At 51.8% G+C, this 16,746-nt stretch carries 19 protein-coding genes; 16 read left to right on the top strand and 3 right to left on the bottom strand.

All coding sequences use genetic code 11. The annotated features are described in order from the left end of the window. The first annotated feature begins 31 nt into the window (after positions 1-31). The 3 genes from ABJU74_RS04305 (at position 32) to ABJU74_RS04295 (ending at position 4,039) form a co-directional block, all read left to right on the top strand. Positions 32-976 carry a right-handed parallel beta-helix repeat-containing protein gene (locus ABJU74_RS04305; RefSeq protein ID WP_348385026.1) on the top strand — a complete coding sequence of 315 codons (945 nt, stop codon included), beginning with the start codon at positions 32-34 and terminating at the stop codon, positions 974-976. A gap of 279 nt (positions 977-1,255) precedes the next feature. Continuing rightward, a complete protein-coding gene (locus tag ABJU74_RS04300; RefSeq protein ID WP_348385025.1) occupies positions 1,256-3,382 on the top strand; it encodes a protein-disulfide reductase DsbD domain-containing protein in 2,127 nt (708 codons plus the stop codon). Positions 3,383-3,421: 39 nt separating this feature from the next. Then, positions 3,422-4,039: a redoxin domain-containing protein gene (locus tag ABJU74_RS04295; protein WP_348385024.1), complete on the top strand. Its 618-nt coding sequence runs from the start codon at positions 3,422-3,424 to the stop codon at positions 4,037-4,039. Between the two features lie 252 nt (positions 4,040-4,291). On the opposite strand, the gene ABJU74_RS04290 is transcribed toward ABJU74_RS04295, so the two are convergent. From ABJU74_RS04290 to uvrB, 3 genes are all read right to left on the bottom strand, one after another. Further along, on the bottom strand, positions 4,292-4,684 hold the full coding sequence (locus ABJU74_RS04290) for a hypothetical protein (protein ID WP_348385023.1): 393 nt from the start codon (positions 4,682-4,684) through the stop codon (positions 4,292-4,294). Positions 4,685-5,007: 323 nt separating this feature from the next. Further along, a complete protein-coding gene (locus tag ABJU74_RS04285) occupies positions 5,008-5,808 on the bottom strand; it encodes a methyltransferase (protein ID WP_348385022.1) in 801 nt (266 codons plus the stop codon). Positions 5,809-5,930: 122 nt separating this feature from the next. Continuing rightward, positions 5,931-8,108, bottom strand: a complete 2,178-nt coding sequence (gene uvrB / locus ABJU74_RS04280; protein ID WP_348385021.1) for an excinuclease ABC subunit UvrB — start codon at positions 8,106-8,108, stop codon at positions 5,931-5,933. 140 nt (positions 8,109-8,248) lie between these two features. On the opposite strand from uvrB, the gene ABJU74_RS04275 reads away from it, so the two are divergent. The 13 genes from ABJU74_RS04275 to ABJU74_RS04215 all read left to right on the top strand — a co-directional run bounded on the left by ABJU74_RS04275 (position 8,249) and on the right by ABJU74_RS04215 (position 16,743). Continuing rightward, positions 8,249-8,815 (top strand): DUF3617 family protein, encoded by a 567-nt coding sequence (locus ABJU74_RS04275; protein ID WP_348385019.1) that lies wholly within the window; start codon positions 8,249-8,251, stop codon positions 8,813-8,815. 110 nt (positions 8,816-8,925) lie between these two features. Beyond that, positions 8,926-9,462: a DUF3617 domain-containing protein gene (locus tag ABJU74_RS04270; protein WP_348385018.1), complete on the top strand. Its 537-nt coding sequence runs from the start codon at positions 8,926-8,928 to the stop codon at positions 9,460-9,462. Positions 9,463-9,589: 127 nt separating this feature from the next. Beyond that, positions 9,590-10,654, top strand: coding sequence for a serine hydrolase (locus ABJU74_RS04265; RefSeq protein ID WP_348385016.1), 1,065 nt, complete (start codon positions 9,590-9,592; stop codon positions 10,652-10,654). Positions 10,655-10,715: 61 nt separating this feature from the next. Continuing rightward, positions 10,716-11,099: a VOC family protein gene (locus tag ABJU74_RS04260; RefSeq protein WP_348385015.1), complete on the top strand. Its 384-nt coding sequence runs from the start codon at positions 10,716-10,718 to the stop codon at positions 11,097-11,099. A 4-nt stretch (positions 11,100-11,103) separates the two neighbouring features. Next, positions 11,104-11,493: a VOC family protein gene (locus ABJU74_RS04255; RefSeq protein WP_348385014.1), complete on the top strand. Its 390-nt coding sequence runs from the start codon at positions 11,104-11,106 to the stop codon at positions 11,491-11,493. Positions 11,494-11,531: 38 nt separating this feature from the next. Further along, a complete protein-coding gene (locus tag ABJU74_RS04250) occupies positions 11,532-12,878 on the top strand; it encodes an amidohydrolase (protein ID WP_348385013.1) in 1,347 nt (448 codons plus the stop codon). A gap of 5 nt (positions 12,879-12,883) precedes the next feature. Next, positions 12,884-13,231 carry a TraR/DksA C4-type zinc finger protein gene (locus ABJU74_RS04245; protein ID WP_348385012.1) on the top strand — a complete coding sequence of 116 codons (348 nt, stop codon included), beginning with the start codon at positions 12,884-12,886 and terminating at the stop codon, positions 13,229-13,231. A gap of 120 nt (positions 13,232-13,351) precedes the next feature. Further along, on the top strand, positions 13,352-13,690 hold the full coding sequence (locus tag ABJU74_RS04240) for a helix-turn-helix transcriptional regulator (protein WP_348385011.1): 339 nt from the start codon (positions 13,352-13,354) through the stop codon (positions 13,688-13,690). Continuing rightward, positions 13,683-14,198 (top strand): SRPBCC family protein, encoded by a 516-nt coding sequence (locus ABJU74_RS04235; protein ID WP_348385010.1) that lies wholly within the window; start codon positions 13,683-13,685, stop codon positions 14,196-14,198. Before ABJU74_RS04240 ends, ABJU74_RS04235 begins: the two co-directional genes overlap by 8 nt. A 98-nt stretch (positions 14,199-14,296) precedes the next feature. Then, positions 14,297-14,761, top strand: a complete 465-nt coding sequence (locus ABJU74_RS04230) for a YbgC/FadM family acyl-CoA thioesterase (protein WP_348385009.1) — start codon at positions 14,297-14,299, stop codon at positions 14,759-14,761. 17 nt (positions 14,762-14,778) lie between these two features. Continuing rightward, complete coding sequence (gene tolQ / locus ABJU74_RS04225) at positions 14,779-15,477, top strand: protein TolQ (protein ID WP_348385007.1); 699 nt, start codon at positions 14,779-14,781, stop codon at positions 15,475-15,477. 9 nt (positions 15,478-15,486) lie between these two features. After that, positions 15,487-15,921: a protein TolR gene (tolR, locus tag ABJU74_RS04220; RefSeq protein ID WP_348385153.1), complete on the top strand. Its 435-nt coding sequence runs from the start codon at positions 15,487-15,489 to the stop codon at positions 15,919-15,921. Between the two features lie 21 nt (positions 15,922-15,942). After that, positions 15,943-16,743, top strand: a complete 801-nt coding sequence (locus ABJU74_RS04215) for a cell envelope biogenesis protein TolA (protein ID WP_348385006.1) — start codon at positions 15,943-15,945, stop codon at positions 16,741-16,743. The last annotated feature ends 3 nt before the right edge of the window (positions 16,744-16,746 follow it).

Here is a 16,746-nt window from a genome sequence, read left to right as displayed (position 1 = left end):
ATCATATCCCCCACTTTTCAGGAGCTTTGCAGTGAAATTATCCGTCCCAACACTTGTTGCCACCCTATTGGCTGTTGCCAATAGCACTGCGACGATCGCACAAAGCAACGCCCCCTTTACCATTGCTGAAAATGGGCAAGGCTTTAACCGTCTTTCTGATGCCGTTGAAGCCATTGGCGCGCGTTCGGGCACGATTATCATCGCACCGGGGGCCTATGGCGATTGTGCCGTTCAGAAAGAAGGTCAGATCACCTATCGCGCCTCTATAGCGGGGCAAACCATATTGGATGGCGGGATTTGTGAAGGCAAAGCGGCGTTGGTGCTGCGCGGCCAGTCAGCGACAGTGGAAGGGATTATCTTTCAGAACCAGCGCGTGCCTGATGGCAATGGCGCCGGTATTCGTCTGGAGCGCGGCGATCTCACAATTTCCAACGCCTTGTTCCGCAATAGCGAGCAGGGATTGTTGACTGCGGATGATGCCAGCGGCAATATTGTCATTGACCGATCCACTTTCCAACGTTTGGGCCGGTGTGATCGCGGGCTATCGTGCGCCCACAGCATATATATTGGCGACTATGGCTCTTTGCGGGTGACCAACAGCCGCTTTGAAAAAGGCAGTGGTGGCCATTATGTCAAAAGCCGCGCGCCGCGGGTGACCGTGACCAACAGCAGCTTTGACGACACGCAAGGACGGACAACCAACTATATGATTGATTTGCCGGCCGGTGCGTCTGGCGTGATCAGCGGCAATGTTTTTGTCCAAGGCGAAAACAAAGAAAATTGGAGCGCCTTTATCGCGGTTGCAGCAGAAGGTAAGAAAAACAGTTCCGCTGGACTCAATATACATTCCAACAGCGCATCTCTGGCTAAAAATGTCCAACGCAATACCTGGTTTGTTGCGGATTGGAGTGGCGATCGGATGCGCATTGCCAATAATAGCCTGGGCCGCGGCCTAACCCGCTACGAAAAGCGGTAAAGCCTTGGGAGACCGTTTCCCAAAACAGATAAATCAGCAATTTGTGGTCGGGCTATGGCGCCGATTCATTTCCTGTGGTTTTGCCATCCGAAACCGGAGAAGCAGATCGCTAGCGAAATGGCCTGTGATCTGGCGCATGGGCAATATGAAAAAAAGCTATTAAAGCGGCCTGACTTGTAACATAATTAGGCGCAGACGCGAACAGTAACCAAGCTATAAGGCGCTCTGGCCTGAGCGCTATTTATCGCCTAACAGCGTCCAAATTTAATGGTGGGTTTTATGATATCTCCAATCGCATCGCGGACAATATGGAAGCATTTATATGCTATCCTGGCCGTGTTCGTACTGACCGTGCTCATTGCTCCTCTGTCGGCCACCGCGCAGGTTGATCTCAACCAACGCACACTTAATGTTCCTGCCACTTTGGTTGCGGAATCCCAACAGGTGCAGGCCGGGCAAAGCGTCACTTTGGCCTTTGTCATGACACCCAAACCCACCTGGCATGGCTATTGGGAAAATCCCGGAGATGCTGGAATCGGCATGAGCTTTGATTGGCAGTTACCAGACGGTGTAACAGCCGGAAAAGCCCAATATCCCGTGCCCGACCGATTGCTGATCTCCGGCATAATGAACTATATTTACAAAGGCGACTATGCCGTTCTTGTGAATCTGGTGGTATCTGAGACCGTAAAACCCGGCCCATTGACCATCGGCGTAAAATCAGAATGGCTCGCTTGCACCGATGAAATTTGTGTTCCGGAACAAGACGAACTGTCGATAAGTCTAGAGGTTGTCGGCAAGGATGCCGCGGTATCCCTCAACAATGCGTTTAACGGTTATCGCGAAGCCTTGCCTCGGCAATTGGGTAGCGCAGCAACATTCTCCGTTGTGGAGGATAAGTTTCGTCTGGCTATTCCTTTCCCCGCCTCGGTCGACGTCGATTCAGCTTATTTCTTTATCAAGGAAGACGGCATTATCGATTATGCCGCGCCGCAAAAGGTCAACCGGGATGGCGACCAATTGCTCATCGAAACAGCCGCGCGCGGTGATAGTCTCGACACGATTTCCGGCATTCTTAAAATTGGAGAGCAAAATGGCTTTTCCCTGAAGGCCGCGAGCGGCGCCGTCGAAATGTCCGGATCGCCCTTGGCCGGCCCGGGAGAGAGTGGAAATTTTATTGGTGGTGGTGACCAATCCACCGCCTCGCTGTTGTTTTTGGCCCTTGGCGGTGCGGTGATTGGCGGATTGCTACTCAACCTCATGCCCTGTGTCTTCCCGATTCTCAGCCTTAAAGCAATCAGTCTCGCCAAAGCCGGCGGCGATGAAAGCATCGTGCGCCGCGATGCTCTTGCCTATACCGCGGGCGTCGTTGCCGTCGCGACTGCTTTGGGCGCCATATTGCTCGCGTTACGGGCCAGCGGTACGGCTGTGGGATGGGCGTTTCAATTACAGGATCCGAAAATCATCTTCATTTTGCTCGCTCTGGTTACGGCCATCGGGTTTAATCTTGCTGGGCTTTTCGAATTGCCCAATGTGAATTTCGGGAGCAAGCTCGCTAGCAAAGATGGCGCGGCAGGATCATTCTGGACAGGCGCCTTGGCCGCCTTTGTTGCAACCCCCTGCACCGGTCCATTCATGGCCGCCGCTTTGGGCGCCACTATAATCTTGCCGCCAATTGCCGCACTGATCATTTTTGCGGGGCTCGGCGTCGGTCTAGCACTGCCTTTCCTGCTCATTGCTTATGTGCCAGCCATTCGTAATCGCTTGCCCAAGCCCGGTGCGTGGCTGGACAGTTTTCGTAAAGCCATGGCGATTCCGATGTTTCTCACCGCAATCGGACTGATCTGGTTGCTGGGCCGGCAAATTGGCGAAGATGGACTGGCCCTTTCCCTCATCATGCTATTGGTGGTTGCGTTAATCTTATGGTGGTTTGGCGGCGGCCAGACAAAAGGCATTGGGCGCGGCGCAATTTCGAGCGCAGCCCTGGTTGCCAGTCTGGCGGGCGGAATATGGCTGCTGCCGAGCGAAGAGGTGATGCAAAGCCAACGGTCGGCAACGGCGTCTACCGCAACCTTGCCAAGCGAACCGTTTAGCGAAACCAGACTGTCCGAATTGCGGGCCACCGAACAGCCGGTATTCGCTTATTTTACGGCGGATTGGTGTATCACCTGCAAGGCCAACGAAGCCGCAGCGGTCCAGCGCCAGGAAACCGCCGATGCCTTTGCCGATGCCAATGTTGCTGTTCTTATGGGCGACTGGACCAGGCCCGATCCGGCGATCAGTAAGTTTCTTGAAAAACATGGTCGTGCCGGCGTTCCGCTTTATCTTTATTATGCACCAGGCAAAGAACCGGTTATATTGCCCCAGATATTAACTGTGGGCACATTGACCGATCTGGTAACATAATGACATTTTCATCCCCAGTGAAAGGAACAAGGAATCGCTATGTTTTATAAATCCACTCTGTCCGCTTTGGCGACAATAGTCCTGATCAGCAGCGCAACACCGCTGGCGGCCGCCCAGAAAACCGGTGCGATAGCCCAGGATTTCAAACTGACGGACATTTATGGAAAAACCGTACAACTTTCCAGCTTTCGCGGCAAAACGGTGGTCATGGAATGGCATAATCCGGGATGTCCGTTTGTGGTCAAACATTATGACAGCGGCAATATGCAAAAAACACAGATCGCTGCGCGCAAACAAGGTGTGGTTTGGCTGACGATCAACAGCGGGGCGCCAGGAAAGCAAGGCTATATGAAAGGCCCGGCCGCTCAGAAACTGGTCAAACAACAGCGTTTAAATGCCGATCATTATTTGCTCGATGTCAAAGGTGTTGTTGGTAAGGCCTATGCCGCAAAGACCACGCCGCATATGTATATCATCGATGCAACGGGGAAATTGGTATATCAAGGCGGTATCGACAGTAAGCCTACGGCCAATCCTGCAGATATAAAATCCGCGCGCAATCATGTAACCGCTGCATTGAACGAGCTGAAAGCCGGCAAGACAATAAGCGTGGCGCAATCCCGACCATATGGATGCTCGGTAAAATATGCCGGATAAGCTTTGGGCTTGCAAAAATGGGAAAAGTAGAGCCGTCGCGCGATACACTACTAGCGCGCCAGCCCTACTCCCAAAAGTCCGGCGGCTTACAACCCCCTGAAAGCCCCCGCATAACGGTTAGCCGGACTTAAACGAAACTCGTCATCATCTTATTCTTGATCAAAGGATCGGGAGACAGACTTAGTACACAACACAAATCTGTCCCCCGCCTTTGTTCCGACGGCAAGCGACCCTGAGCCGCCGCCGGCCAAACTAGTGGCCTGTCAGGTTGAACTTTTTGGTCGCGTTCGCCCCAATAAGTTCAATGCCCTTTTTACCCGACAGGCCAGAAAGCGGCATTGATTTCTCATAACGGTCGGTCCCGCCGGATCTGGTCCTATCCACCGTACCATCATGGTCATTTGCCGCGCGCGCTTCCCACGCCAATTCAATCTGTTGATAGTCAGGCTGGAAATCGCCCACTACCGGTAAAAACTTTATATGCGCCCCGGGCTGCGGCATTGGTCCTGAAACAATCAGGTATAGCCCCTGCCCCAAGGTTGGGCCCGCCCGCAATTCGGCAGAATCAAAATCGGCTGCATTCACGCGACCGGATTTACCGGACGCAGCCATAATGCCGGCTTTCATTTGTTCATCATTGTTCACAACAAGCTCCATGAGAACCTCTCTGTCCAAAACCGAGATGCTGACCGTGGCTTATATGACGCCAGAGGTTGTCCTGTTCGTGTCAGCTCGTACTACGCAACTTATGTAGAACTCTTTAGCCGAACCGGGCCTGAACTGTCTTGTAAACTATTGTAACGATTCGTAACGCATTGAAATTATATTACAATTTTGTGTAATCTTTTCGGCAAATTTGCGCTCGGTCGACAGAAAAATGCTGCACTGCACAAAAATCACCTGCGAATCGATTCGCGCTGGCTGGTTTTTTAACTAATCCACTACTGACTTAACGCCTGTTGCGGAGTTTAGGTGGGTTTGCGGAATTTCATCACAAAACGATTGGTTTTTCCGCGCACCGATGAATCGAAAACATTTTTCTCAAGATCATCATTGGGATTGGCAAACATGTTGCTTTGAGTTTCGAGGATAAAACCCGCTTTTTCAAAATCGGCCTGGGTTGTTGCTGGCGCAATGCGATGCGTTTTTTCGACGATGGCACGAGTATCGCCCTGATTGCCCACATGATCGATGACCGCGACAATCCCGCCGGGCTTCATGCTGTTGTAAAGCTTGCTGAGAAAAACCGCTGGATCCATGCGCGCCATTTTGAACTGTTCGCTTTCCCAATACAGATCATGGAAAATCAAATGCATCATGGCAAAATCAAAGCGATTGGCTTGCGGTTCAAAATCAGCCAATTGTGATGGCACCATGGTCACGCCCATCTGCCGTGTGGCGATACCAGACCATTTAGCTTTAGCCGCATCGCTGGACACAAATTGCGGCGGATTCACCGCCACAACCGATCCGGCAGTTCCCACTGCGGCGCCCATTATTTCGCTATAATATCCGCCACCAGCAAAAATATCGAGTGCGGCATCCCCGCGTTGCAATCCCATAAAGGCCAAGATTTCAGCAGGCTTTCGGCTCTCATCCAATTTAATATCTGCTTCGGTCCGCCCCGTGGCTGCAACAGCAGCAGCATAATCGGGTACGCTTTTTTCGTTCACCTGCGATGAAACCGACGCTGTACCCGCCTCGTCATAAGAACAGCCGCTTAAGGCCAATACCACGGTTACCGATGTTGTTAGAAACAGCGCGCGCATGAAAAATCTCCTCTGATAATGGAAGAAGCATGCGCCCCGTTTCGGCCGCGTTCAAGGTGCGCCCATGTCGTTAGTCTATGGAGAATGACCGTTGGTCGAGAATAATCCGCTATTCGGGGCGCCTAAAATTTCCTCTGAGTGCGGCCAAAGCCCATTTTGCGCGTGCCCGGTTTGCCTTCAGTCGCGCGTCCCTTGGGTGCGGCCACTTGCAAATCCGCCGGAACACCCAATTCATCTGCTTCCAATTTGCGGATCTCATCTCGCAACCGTCCCGCCTCTTCAAATTCTAGATCAGCAGCGGCATCGCGCATGCGTTTTTCCAAACTTTCAATATGGCTCCGCAAATTGTGACCCACCAGATGTTCTGTGTCATCGTCAATTGGGACGGTCACCTGGTCCTTGCTGGCGACATGGGCAACAATATCGCCGATATTCTTCTTGATCGTGACCGGTGTAATCCCGTTGGCCTTGTTATAGGCTTCTTGCTTCTCGCGGCGCCGCCCGGTTTCATTCAGCGCCCGTTCCATCGACCCGGTAACACGGTCCGCATATAAAATGACCCGTCCATCGACGTTGCGCGCTGCTCGACCAATGGTTTGAATAAGCGATGTTTCAGACCGCAAAAACCCTTCTTTGTCGGCATCCAATATCGCCACGAGGCCGCATTCCGGAATATCCAAACCTTCGCGCAACAGGTTAATCCCGACCAACACATCATATACGCCTAGTCGCAAATCACGGATCAATTCGATCCGTTCCAATGTCTCGACATCACTATGCATATAGCGGACTTTCAATCCCGCTTCGTGCATGAACTCGGTCAAGTCTTCAGCCATGCGTTTGGTTAAAGTGGTCACCAAGGTCCGATAGCCTTGTTGCGCCACTTTCTTGCATTCATTGATCAGGTCATCCACTTGATCTTCGACCGGTTTTATCTCTACCGGCGGATCGATCAATCCTGTCGGACGGATCACCTGTTCGGCAAACACACCGCTGGTTTGTTCCATCTCCCATTTGCCCGGCGTCGCCGATACGCTGACCGTTTGTGGTCGCATCGCATCCCACTCATTGAAACGCAGTGGCCGATTGTCGATACAGCTCGGCAAGCGAAAACCATATTCGGCGAGCGTGATTTTCCGCCGATGATCGCCTTTTGACATGGCCCCAATTTGCGGCACAGTTTGATGGCTTTCATCGACAAATAAGAGCGCGTTGTCAGGCAGATATTCAAACAGGGTTGGCGGTGGTTCGCCCGGTAGTCGACCGGTGAGAAAACGAGAATAATTTTCAATACCGGCGCAGCTGCCAGTTGCAGCGATCATTTCCAGATCGAAATTTGTGCGCTGTTCGAGCCGCTGATGCTCGAGCAATTTTCCTTCGGCTTCGAGCTCTTTCAACCGCACGCCCAGTTCCAATTTTATCGCCTCCATGGCTTGCTTCATGGTCGGGCCCGGCGTGACATAGTGCGAATTGGCAAAAATACGGATTTGCTTGAGGCTAGCGCCTTTTTTCCCGGTCAGGGGATCAAACTCTACAATCTCTTCAATCTCATCGCCAAAGAAGGAAATGCGCCACGCCATATCTTCATAGTGCGACGGGAAAATTTCCAGATTATCACCTCGGACCCGAAAATTTCCGCGCGCAAAGGCCTGATCATTGCGCTTATATTGCAAGGACACCAATTTGCGGATGATATCGCGTTGATCCACCGCTTGTTCTTTTTTCAGATCAAAGATCATTGCCGAATAGGTTTCCACCGAACCGATACCGTACAGGCATGAAACCGACGCAACGATAATGACATCATCCCGTTCGAGCAGAGACCGGGTCGCGCTATGGCGCATCCGGTCAATGGCTTCATTCACCGAACTTTCTTTTTCAATATAAGTGTCCGATCGCGCGACATAGGCTTCCGGTTGATAATAATCATAATAGCTGACGAAATATTCGACCGCATTATCGGGGAAGAAAGACTTAAACTCGCCATATAGCTGCGCCGCCAAGATTTTATTTGGTGCCAAGATCAAAGCCGGGCGCTGAGTCTGCTCGATGATTTTGGCCATGGTAAAGGTTTTGCCCGAACCGGTTACCCCCAGCAAAACTTGATCGAGATCATCATCGCGCACGCCTTCCACCAATTCCGCGATGGCAGTGGGTTGATCGCCCGAAGGTTCAAAATCACTGACCAGTTCAAAGGCTTTGCCGCCTTCCAGCTTGTCTGGCCGCACCGGTTTGTGCGGTACAAAATTTTCATCGGTCTGCGGTTCCGCTAAACCTTCTCTGATAACCAGTTTTGCCATAGCGCCAATATGGGGAAAGCAGCCGATAAAGTCATCCCCCGATTACCGTCCGGCGCGGCGACCGGCACGAACGCTTTGCCAATGGCGCCAATACTGTTATCGACACAGGTTAACAGAGAAAAATTTGCGGGAGAATCTAAATGCTCAGCCGACTCTATATGACTTTGGCACCTTTGCTGCTCGTGGCCGGCTGTTCATCAGGCGATGACGCGGAAAAAGCGGGAAATGGTGCGGATGACAGCGCGACAACAGAGGGAGCAAGCTTCCCTGAAATCACGCCCGGCCAATGGACCATGACCATTGAAATTCTCGATTCCAAACTGGAAGGAACATTGCCTGGCATGCCACCCAATATGGCGGAAGGCTTCGCAGCGATGAAGGGCCGCAAGGACACCACAGAACGGTGCCTGACACCAGAAATTGCAAAAGATTTCAGCGCTCTGGTCAATCCGAACGCCGACAGCGGACAATGCGCCCTCGATGAAATGGACAAGAATGGCGACAAGGTGAATATCTCCATGACCTGCCAGAAAACTGTCGTCGAAGGCGGTCCGATGGGGACCGAAAAACGGACCACTATCGGGGAAGTGACTGCGGATAAAGTCGATATTGTCAACAATTCGACCTTAGAGGTGAAGGGGCTCAAGATGATATCGTCCATGCGGATGAGCGGATCACGCCTAGGCGACTGTGTAGCGGAAGAATAGATTTTGGAGGAAAATTTGCGGGGGCAAGGGTGATCAATAGATGATTTACAAGTCTGAGCAATCAATCTAAATTCGACAGCGATCAATTAATCAAAGAGGGAAAAGATTAAGTGAGAAAAATTATATTAACAAGTGCGGCCATTGCGCTGTTAGCCGGCTGTTCCAGCAATGGTGCAGATGCGGATGGCGATGGCGAAATCACCGCAGATGAAGTAGCGAAAGAAATGAATGAAGTCGCACTGGAGCCCGGCGAATGGGAAAATACAGTGGAGATTGTCGATGTTAAAATTGAAGGCTTGCCCGAAGGCGCGCCCGCCAATTTCACCGACCAAATGAAAACAACCACTGTGACCAAGACTTGCATCACGGAAGAGCAAGCCAAAAATCCTGGTGCCGAATTTTTTGCCGCACAAGAACAGACGGATTGCAAAGTCACCAAATTCGACATGAGCGGCGGCGCGATTGACTCCAAAATGTCCTGCTCAAATGTCGGTGCGCCCGGCGAAATGAACATGGCGATGAATGGCCAATATGGTCCGAGTAGCTATGAAATGACCATGACCATGGACGGCGGCGCCGGTGGCATGAAAATGAATATCACCGCCAAAAATAACGGCAAGCGAATTGGCGAATGCCCCGCAGGCTAAGCGCGTGATTTTCAATATTCCACAAAACGGAGCAAGGGCTTGGCGCTTTTGCTTCGTTTTTTTTGCTCAGTTGATTCTGTATGCCCCCTCGCTAAGCGCCCAGAACACTGCGCCTCCTGCAGCCATATTGCTCGCATTCGACACAGAAAAAACCGCAACTATTTCCATTCAGGGCTTATCTAATCGCACCACCGGCCGCGCGCTGATGCCCGATGACCCGGTGCGGATCGCGTCCATATCGAAATTTTTCGTCGGACTTGCAGTCATGCGTCTGGTTGATCGCAACCAGCTGCAGCTCGATCAGGACGTCTCAGCCTATCTCGGTTGGACCTTGCGCCATCCCGATTACCCGGACAATCCCATAACCTTACGCTTATTATTATCTCATCAATCCGGATTGCGGGACGGGATAAATTATGCCCTGCCCATGGATAGCGTGCTTGAAAGCGCGCTTCAGGATCCCGCCGCTTGGGATCAAAACCATCCACCCGGCGGCTATTTTGCTTATGCCAATCTTAATTTTCCGGTAATCGCTGCGATTATGGAAGCGGTTACGGGCACGCGCTTTGACCAGATCATGCAAGCCGAAATATTTACGCCATTACAATTGGATGCCTGTTTCAACTGGACCTTGTGCAGCGATCCAAAAATTACTGCGGCCGTCACCCTTTACCGAGCCAATGGCGAAGTCGCCCGCGATGATTTACGCGGCGTGAGAGAGCCCTGCCCTTTAGTCCCCGCGCAAGATGGCAGCTGCGACATAAATCGCTATCAACTAGGGAAAACCGGATCGATATTCAGCCCGCAAGGGGGGCTGCGTATCTCCGCGCGCGACCTTTCCAGAACCGGTCAAATTTTGCTCAAAAATGATGGGAAATTTCTCAGCAAAGCCGCCCTGGCAACTATGACGCGGCCGGCCTGGCAATATGATGGCACCAATGGTGATAGCGAGAAGGGCTATTTCTGCGCATATGGCCTCGCCGTTCATATTCTCGCGATTCCGGGCCGGCCGGCGGCCTGCCGCGATGATCCGTTTGGCGATAACCAAACGCGCTTTGGCCATAGCGGCGAAGCCTATGCACTCAAGTCCGGCTTTTGGATCAACCCCCAAAGCCGACGGGGCACTGTCTTTTATCGCACCGCGGTTCCAGAAAATGACCTCTTGGGTCATTGCATCTATTTTTGTGAGTGATAGGTTTCACTCCGAAACCGAATCAATTGCAGCGCAACCCCAATTATCAGGAGAGAAACACATGATCGCTTACACCATGCTGGGAACCAATGACAAAGACAAAGCCGTCGCATTTTATGATGCGCTATTTGAAGGCACGGACATTAAAAAATTGTTCCAAACCCCTTTGGGAGGTCAATTTTATGGCAAGAAGCCCGGTCAACCGATGATCTGCATCACTAGCCCTTATGATGGCCAAGAGGCGTGTTTCGGTAATGGCACGATGGTCGCCCTCTCTTTTGACGATACTGATCAGATTGACGCTCTGCACGCCAAAGCGTTGGCTTTGGGCGCAGCCGATGAAGGCGCACCAGGGTGGCGCGCGCCGGATGTTTTTTATGGCGCCTATTTCCGCGATATGGATGGCAATAAATTATGTGTCTGCAAAATGAATATGGGAGGATAAAGCAATGATTGGCTATGCAACATTAGGAACAAATAATGTCGAAAAAGCGCGGGAATATTATGATGCGCTGCTCGGCGAAATCGGAGCCAAACGGCTGATGCAACTCGAAGAAGGCGGCTTCACGCTTTACGGCGTGGACATGGAAGCTCCATCTTTAGCCATTACCCAGCCGTATAATGGCGAGGCTGCGGTGCCCGGCAATGGCAATATGATTGCTTTCACCATGGACGAGCGGGCGCAAGTCGACAGCTTTTATGAAAAAGCCATGGCTTTGGGCAGCAGCGATGAAGGCGCCCCGGGACTACGCGGCGATGATGGACCACAAGCCTTTTATGCCGCCTATTTCCGCGATCCAGAGGGCAATAAATTATGCGCTTTTCGATTTGGAGCTTGATCGCTTCCCTGGCATAAAGTGAAAACAAGGAGAAAATCGTGAAACAATATCTATGGGCTTTGGCCGCAAGCGGTGCGTTGGTTGCAATTCAACCCCTATCTGCTCAATCTCAGTCGGCTGCTAGTCTCAGCGAAATTATCGCGGCAGATTATGATCAAAAGCTCGAAGCCTTGTTTATCGATTTTCATCGCAACCCGGAACTGTCTTACAAGGAAGTACGCACCGCCAAGATCATCGCCAATGAATGGCGCGCGGTCGGCTGGGATGTGACCGAAAATATAGGCGGGACCGGTGTTGTCGCCGTAATGAAAAATGGGGCTGGTCCGACGCTAATGTTGCGGGCTGACATGGATGGGTTGCCCCTGGTCGAAGACAGCGGACTGGACTATAAATCAACAGTGACACAAGTCAGCATTGATGGCGAGGAAAAGCCCGTTATGCATGCATGTGGCCATGATGTGCACATTACATCGCTGATCGGAACCGCAAGGCGACTGTCCGCGATGAAAGACCGGTGGAGCGGAACCATCGTTTTGGTCGCGCAGCCTGCTGAAGAACGCATCGGCGGCGCTAAAATGATGATGGACGACGGTTTATACACGCGGTTTCCAAAACCGGATTTTGCGATGGCCTTTCACGTTTCCGCCGATACTCCTACAGGAAAGCTCGCGCTGAATGAGGGCATTAGCTATTCCTCCGTTGATACTGTGGATATCATTGTTCACGGTGTTGGCGCCCATGGCGCTTCTCCCCATCGCGGGAAAGACCCTATTGTGATGGGGGCTCAAATTATCATGGGCCTGCAAACAATTGTCAGCCGCGAAATTGCTCCGCTCAAACCGGCGGTAATAACCGTTGGTTCTTTTCACAGCGGATTCAAACATAATATTATTTCCGATCGCGCGGTGATGCAATTGACGGTGCGATCCGATGACGATGAAACCCGCCAAAAACTCTTGTCCGGCATTAAGCGAATATCAGCTAATGTTGGCAGAATGAATGATCTGCCCGAAGATAAGCTTCCGGAGGTCAAAATTTCCCATGAAGCCACACCAGCGGTCTATAATGACTCCGCGCTGACCCAACGGATACAAAAGCTGTTTTCCGATCGATTTGGCGCGGATGTGTTCGACAATAAACCCCGCCAAGGCATGGGCGGAGAAGATTTTGCCTATTTTGTTGCACCCAATACTGACGTGCCTGGTGTCTATTTCAACGTCGGCGGTACACCGCAAGCGGATTTCGATGCCGAAGAAGCTGGGGGACGCCCTGTTCCGTCGCATCATTCCCCTTTCTTTAAAGTGGCTCCGCGAGAATCCGTGACCTTGGGTACCGAAGCCATGACCGCGGCGGCGCTCGATCTTTTGGCACCGAAAACTCCATAAATGTCATGACCGATGAGCTGTCCAAGACCGAGATTGCAGCGCTAAAAAAATTGCTTACCGATCGTCAGGCAGAATTGAAAAAACTTGATGACGAAGCAATAGAATGGCGCAGCACGGTGGAACTGGATCAACAAAGTGTCGGCCGCTTGTCCCGCATGGATGCGATGCAGCAACAAGAAATGGCGCAAGCCGAAGGGCGGAGGCGTGTCCTTGATCGCACCCGTATCGCAGCGGCGCTCGGGCGGATAGCGCAAGAGGAATATGGCTGGTGTGCGGAATGTGGGGAACCCATTGCCTATCGCCGGCTTGAAATAGATCCTGCAGCATCGCTCTGCATTCAATGCGCGCACTAGACACCGCTGCCATGTCATTGCCCACCAGATAAAGCTTGGTGAATCCAATTATCTTGCCCCAATCATCTGTTCAACAGGATTGACTCTTGACATGCAACCTAATGGTTGCATAATAGGAATATGACCGATGTGTTCCAAGCTCTGGCCGATCCAACCCGGCGACAATTGCTCGACCAACTTTTTGCCAATAACGGACAGAGCTTGACCGAGCTTTGCCAACAGTCAGCAATATCGCGCCAAGCCGTTGCCAAACATTTGGTGGTTTTGGAAAAAGCCAATTTGGTGTCGATATATTGGCAGGGCCGCAACAAACTGCATTATCTTAATCCGGTACCGCTAGCGGATATTGTCCAGCGCTGGGTCGGTAAGTTCGAAGATGCGCGCCTGGCCGCGCTGACCTCATTTAAAGATCAAATAGAATTGGACGCCAAGCCCAAACAGGAGAAAAAACGTGCCTGACCCCTCAGAAACGCCAAGCGGCAGTGCCGCTGTAGCAACACGATCATCAACCGGCAAACCAAGCGCGCCGGATTTTGTCTACACGATTTATATCACTGCAACGCCGGAACAAGTTTGGACAGGCCTCATAGATCGGGACATGACCAAAGCCTATTGGGGCCATTATAATGTTTCTGATTGGACTGTTGGTTCACGATGGGATCATATCCGTAGTGATGACAGCGGAAAGATTGATACACGCGGACAGATTATCGAAATGGACCCACCGCACAAAATGGTCTGGAGTTGGGCGCTGGATGCCGAAGCGGATGAGCCCGCCAAACTATCCCGCGTGACCTTTGATCTCGTGGCCTTGGGCCCGGATACCAAATTGACCATCACTCATAGCGAATTGGAACCGGGTTCAGATATGGATATCAGTGTCCGCGAAGGATGGCCGGCTGTTCTCAGCAACCTCAAGAGTCTACTGGAAGCCGGGAAAACTCTATCCGATGACCAATGGCCGTGAATGGGCGCTCTAACCGTCAAATAGACTCAAATTTACGCTGAACGGATCGTTTCTTGCTTTCCCTTTGAATTCAAAACACTAATATCCCGCCAATGGATGTGAGCCGGTCAGTCCCAACCGATATTACCCCGCATGAAGGGATGTTTCGCGATCGCCTCCATTATTTTGCTTGCCGTGTCTATTATGAAGACACAGATTTTTCCGGAATTGTCTACCACGCCAATTATTTAAAGTTTTTTGAACGGGCTCGGTCGGACATGCTGGATCAATTGGGGATGGACCAACGCGCCGCCTTTGAAGCCAATGAAGGGGCTTATGCGGTTGTCGATATGCATATCAAATATATTGCACCGGCGAAATTTCAGGATGATTTGCTGGTCATTACCTTTGCCACAAAATTACGCAGAGCGAGCGTCGAGTTGACACAGTTGATCATGCGCGGTGATGAAAAAATAGCGTCAGCCACCGTTCAGGCAGCGTTCCTTACGCCCGCCGGGCGACCGCGAAGACAGCCCGAAGCATGGACGGACGCATTTGCCGCTGTCATCATGGACGACGGATAAAAATAAAGGATATTTCTTTGTTAGACAGCCTTTCCTTACAAGCCGTTTCAGGTGAGTTTTCTCCATTTGCTCTCTTTTTGGAGGCGGATATCATCGTCAAAGCCGTGATGATCGGCTTGCTCCTGGCCAGCATATGGACCTGGATGATCATTGTTAGCTTTGCGATGAAAATTGGGCGGATAGCGAAAAAATCCGAAAAATTTGAACAAAGCTTCTCCAAAGCCGACAATGTTGACAAATTTTATGATAACCATGGCAAATCGGGCTTGCCGATGGCCAAAGTCTTATCAGCAGGCATGCGCGAATGGCGGCGATCAACTGCCCGTGGTCCGATTGACCGCGACGGCACAAGGCAGCGTCTGGCAACCGCTATGAATGCAACCATCGCCCATGAAATTGACAAATTGGCGGATCGCTTGAATTTCCTTGCCACCGTCGGCAGCGTTGCCCCCTTTGTGGGTCTATTTGGCACCGTATGGGGCATTATGCGCAGCTTTTCTGCCATAGCGGCTGAACAGAATAGTTCGCTTGCGGTCGTTGCACCGGGTATTGCAGAAGCCTTGTTCGCCACGGCAATCGGGCTTTTTGCCGCTATCCCAGCCGTGATTGCCTATAACCGTTTCTCGCACCGGCTCAACAAATTGGAGTCGCGCATGGGACGCTTTGCCGATGGCTTTCATGCGACATTGAGCCGCGAGCTGGAATTGGGAGACTAAGCCGTGGCGATGAACCTTGGCCCAGGCAATGGTCGCCGCAGTCGCGGACGGGCCCCCATGTCCGAAATCAATGTCACGCCCTTTGTTGATGTCATGCTTGTTTTGTTGATTATCTTCATGATTACGGCACCCTTACTGGTGACGGGCATACCGGTTGATCTCCCGGAAAGCCGGGCTAATGCGCTGGATCAAGAACAAGAACCGGTTCAGATATCGGTAGATCAACAAGGCCGCATCTATCTTGATGATCAAGAGATGAGTCGCAACGATCTATCTGCCCGGTTAAATGCTATAGCCGCGCAGCAATCGCCTGAAAATCCACGGCAAATCATGCTGAGAGGTGATAAGAGTCTCGATTATGGTCTGATTATGGGCGTTATGGGTGAATTAAACCGCGCCGGTCTCAACCGAGTGTCCTTAGTCACAACAGGTTCATCTGAGTGAAATTAGAAATTATAGGCTGTTATGGAAAGAGCTGAAAAAATTGGCTTAGGCGTCGCGGCGGGCGGACATATTGTTCTGTTCGGTGTGCTATCGCTGAGTCTGCTCTCTCAGCCTGATGAAGCCTATAAGGCCAAGCCGATTGAAGTCATGATCGCTGATGACGTCGGCTTGGAAAGCGCTGCGCCCAATCCCGCCTTGGCCCCGCCAGCTACCAGCGTGGCCCCGGAATTGGGAGATCCCGATCCCGCCGAACTCAGCGATCCCGAACCATTGGAACTCACCAAGGCGCCGGAAGTAACACCGACGCCACCGCGACAAAAACCCGCAGCCCAACCCAAAGCGCAGACCCCGCCAAAAGCCAAACCAAAACCCAAGGCCAAGCCGAAGCCAAAACCCAAGCCAAAGCCAAAAGGGTCGCGCTTGGGTAAAGATTTTCTGAAAGGCGTAACCGATCAATCATCGGTCAGCCGCAATCAGAATATTGCGGCGTCCAAAGCATCGCCCCAAGCGGTCGCTGCTCTCCAAAATGAAGTGACACGCCAACTCAAACCCCATTGGCAGCGCTTAGCGCCCACCGGTGCGGATGCGGAATTATTGCGGACAAAATTGCGTTTCAATCTCGATCGAAACGGCGCATTGGTCGGGGCTCCAACCATATTGGGAACCACGGGTCGCACCGCCAGCAACGCCCCCCAACTCAGCTTGCACGCAGAACGTGCCGTTGCGGCCGTCCGCCGTGCGGCACCATTTCGGCTTCCCGAAAAATTCTACAATGAGTGGAAACAAATTACCTATGATTTTGATAAAAGACTGTCCCGCTAAGGA

It is taken from the genome of Parasphingorhabdus sp., from assembly GCF_039982415.1.
In the GTDB taxonomy this organism is placed as follows: domain Bacteria; phylum Pseudomonadota; class Alphaproteobacteria; order Sphingomonadales; family Sphingomonadaceae; genus Parasphingorhabdus.
The sequence above is the reverse complement of the archived record's forward strand: the minus strand, read 5'-3'. Positions and strand labels throughout refer to the sequence as shown.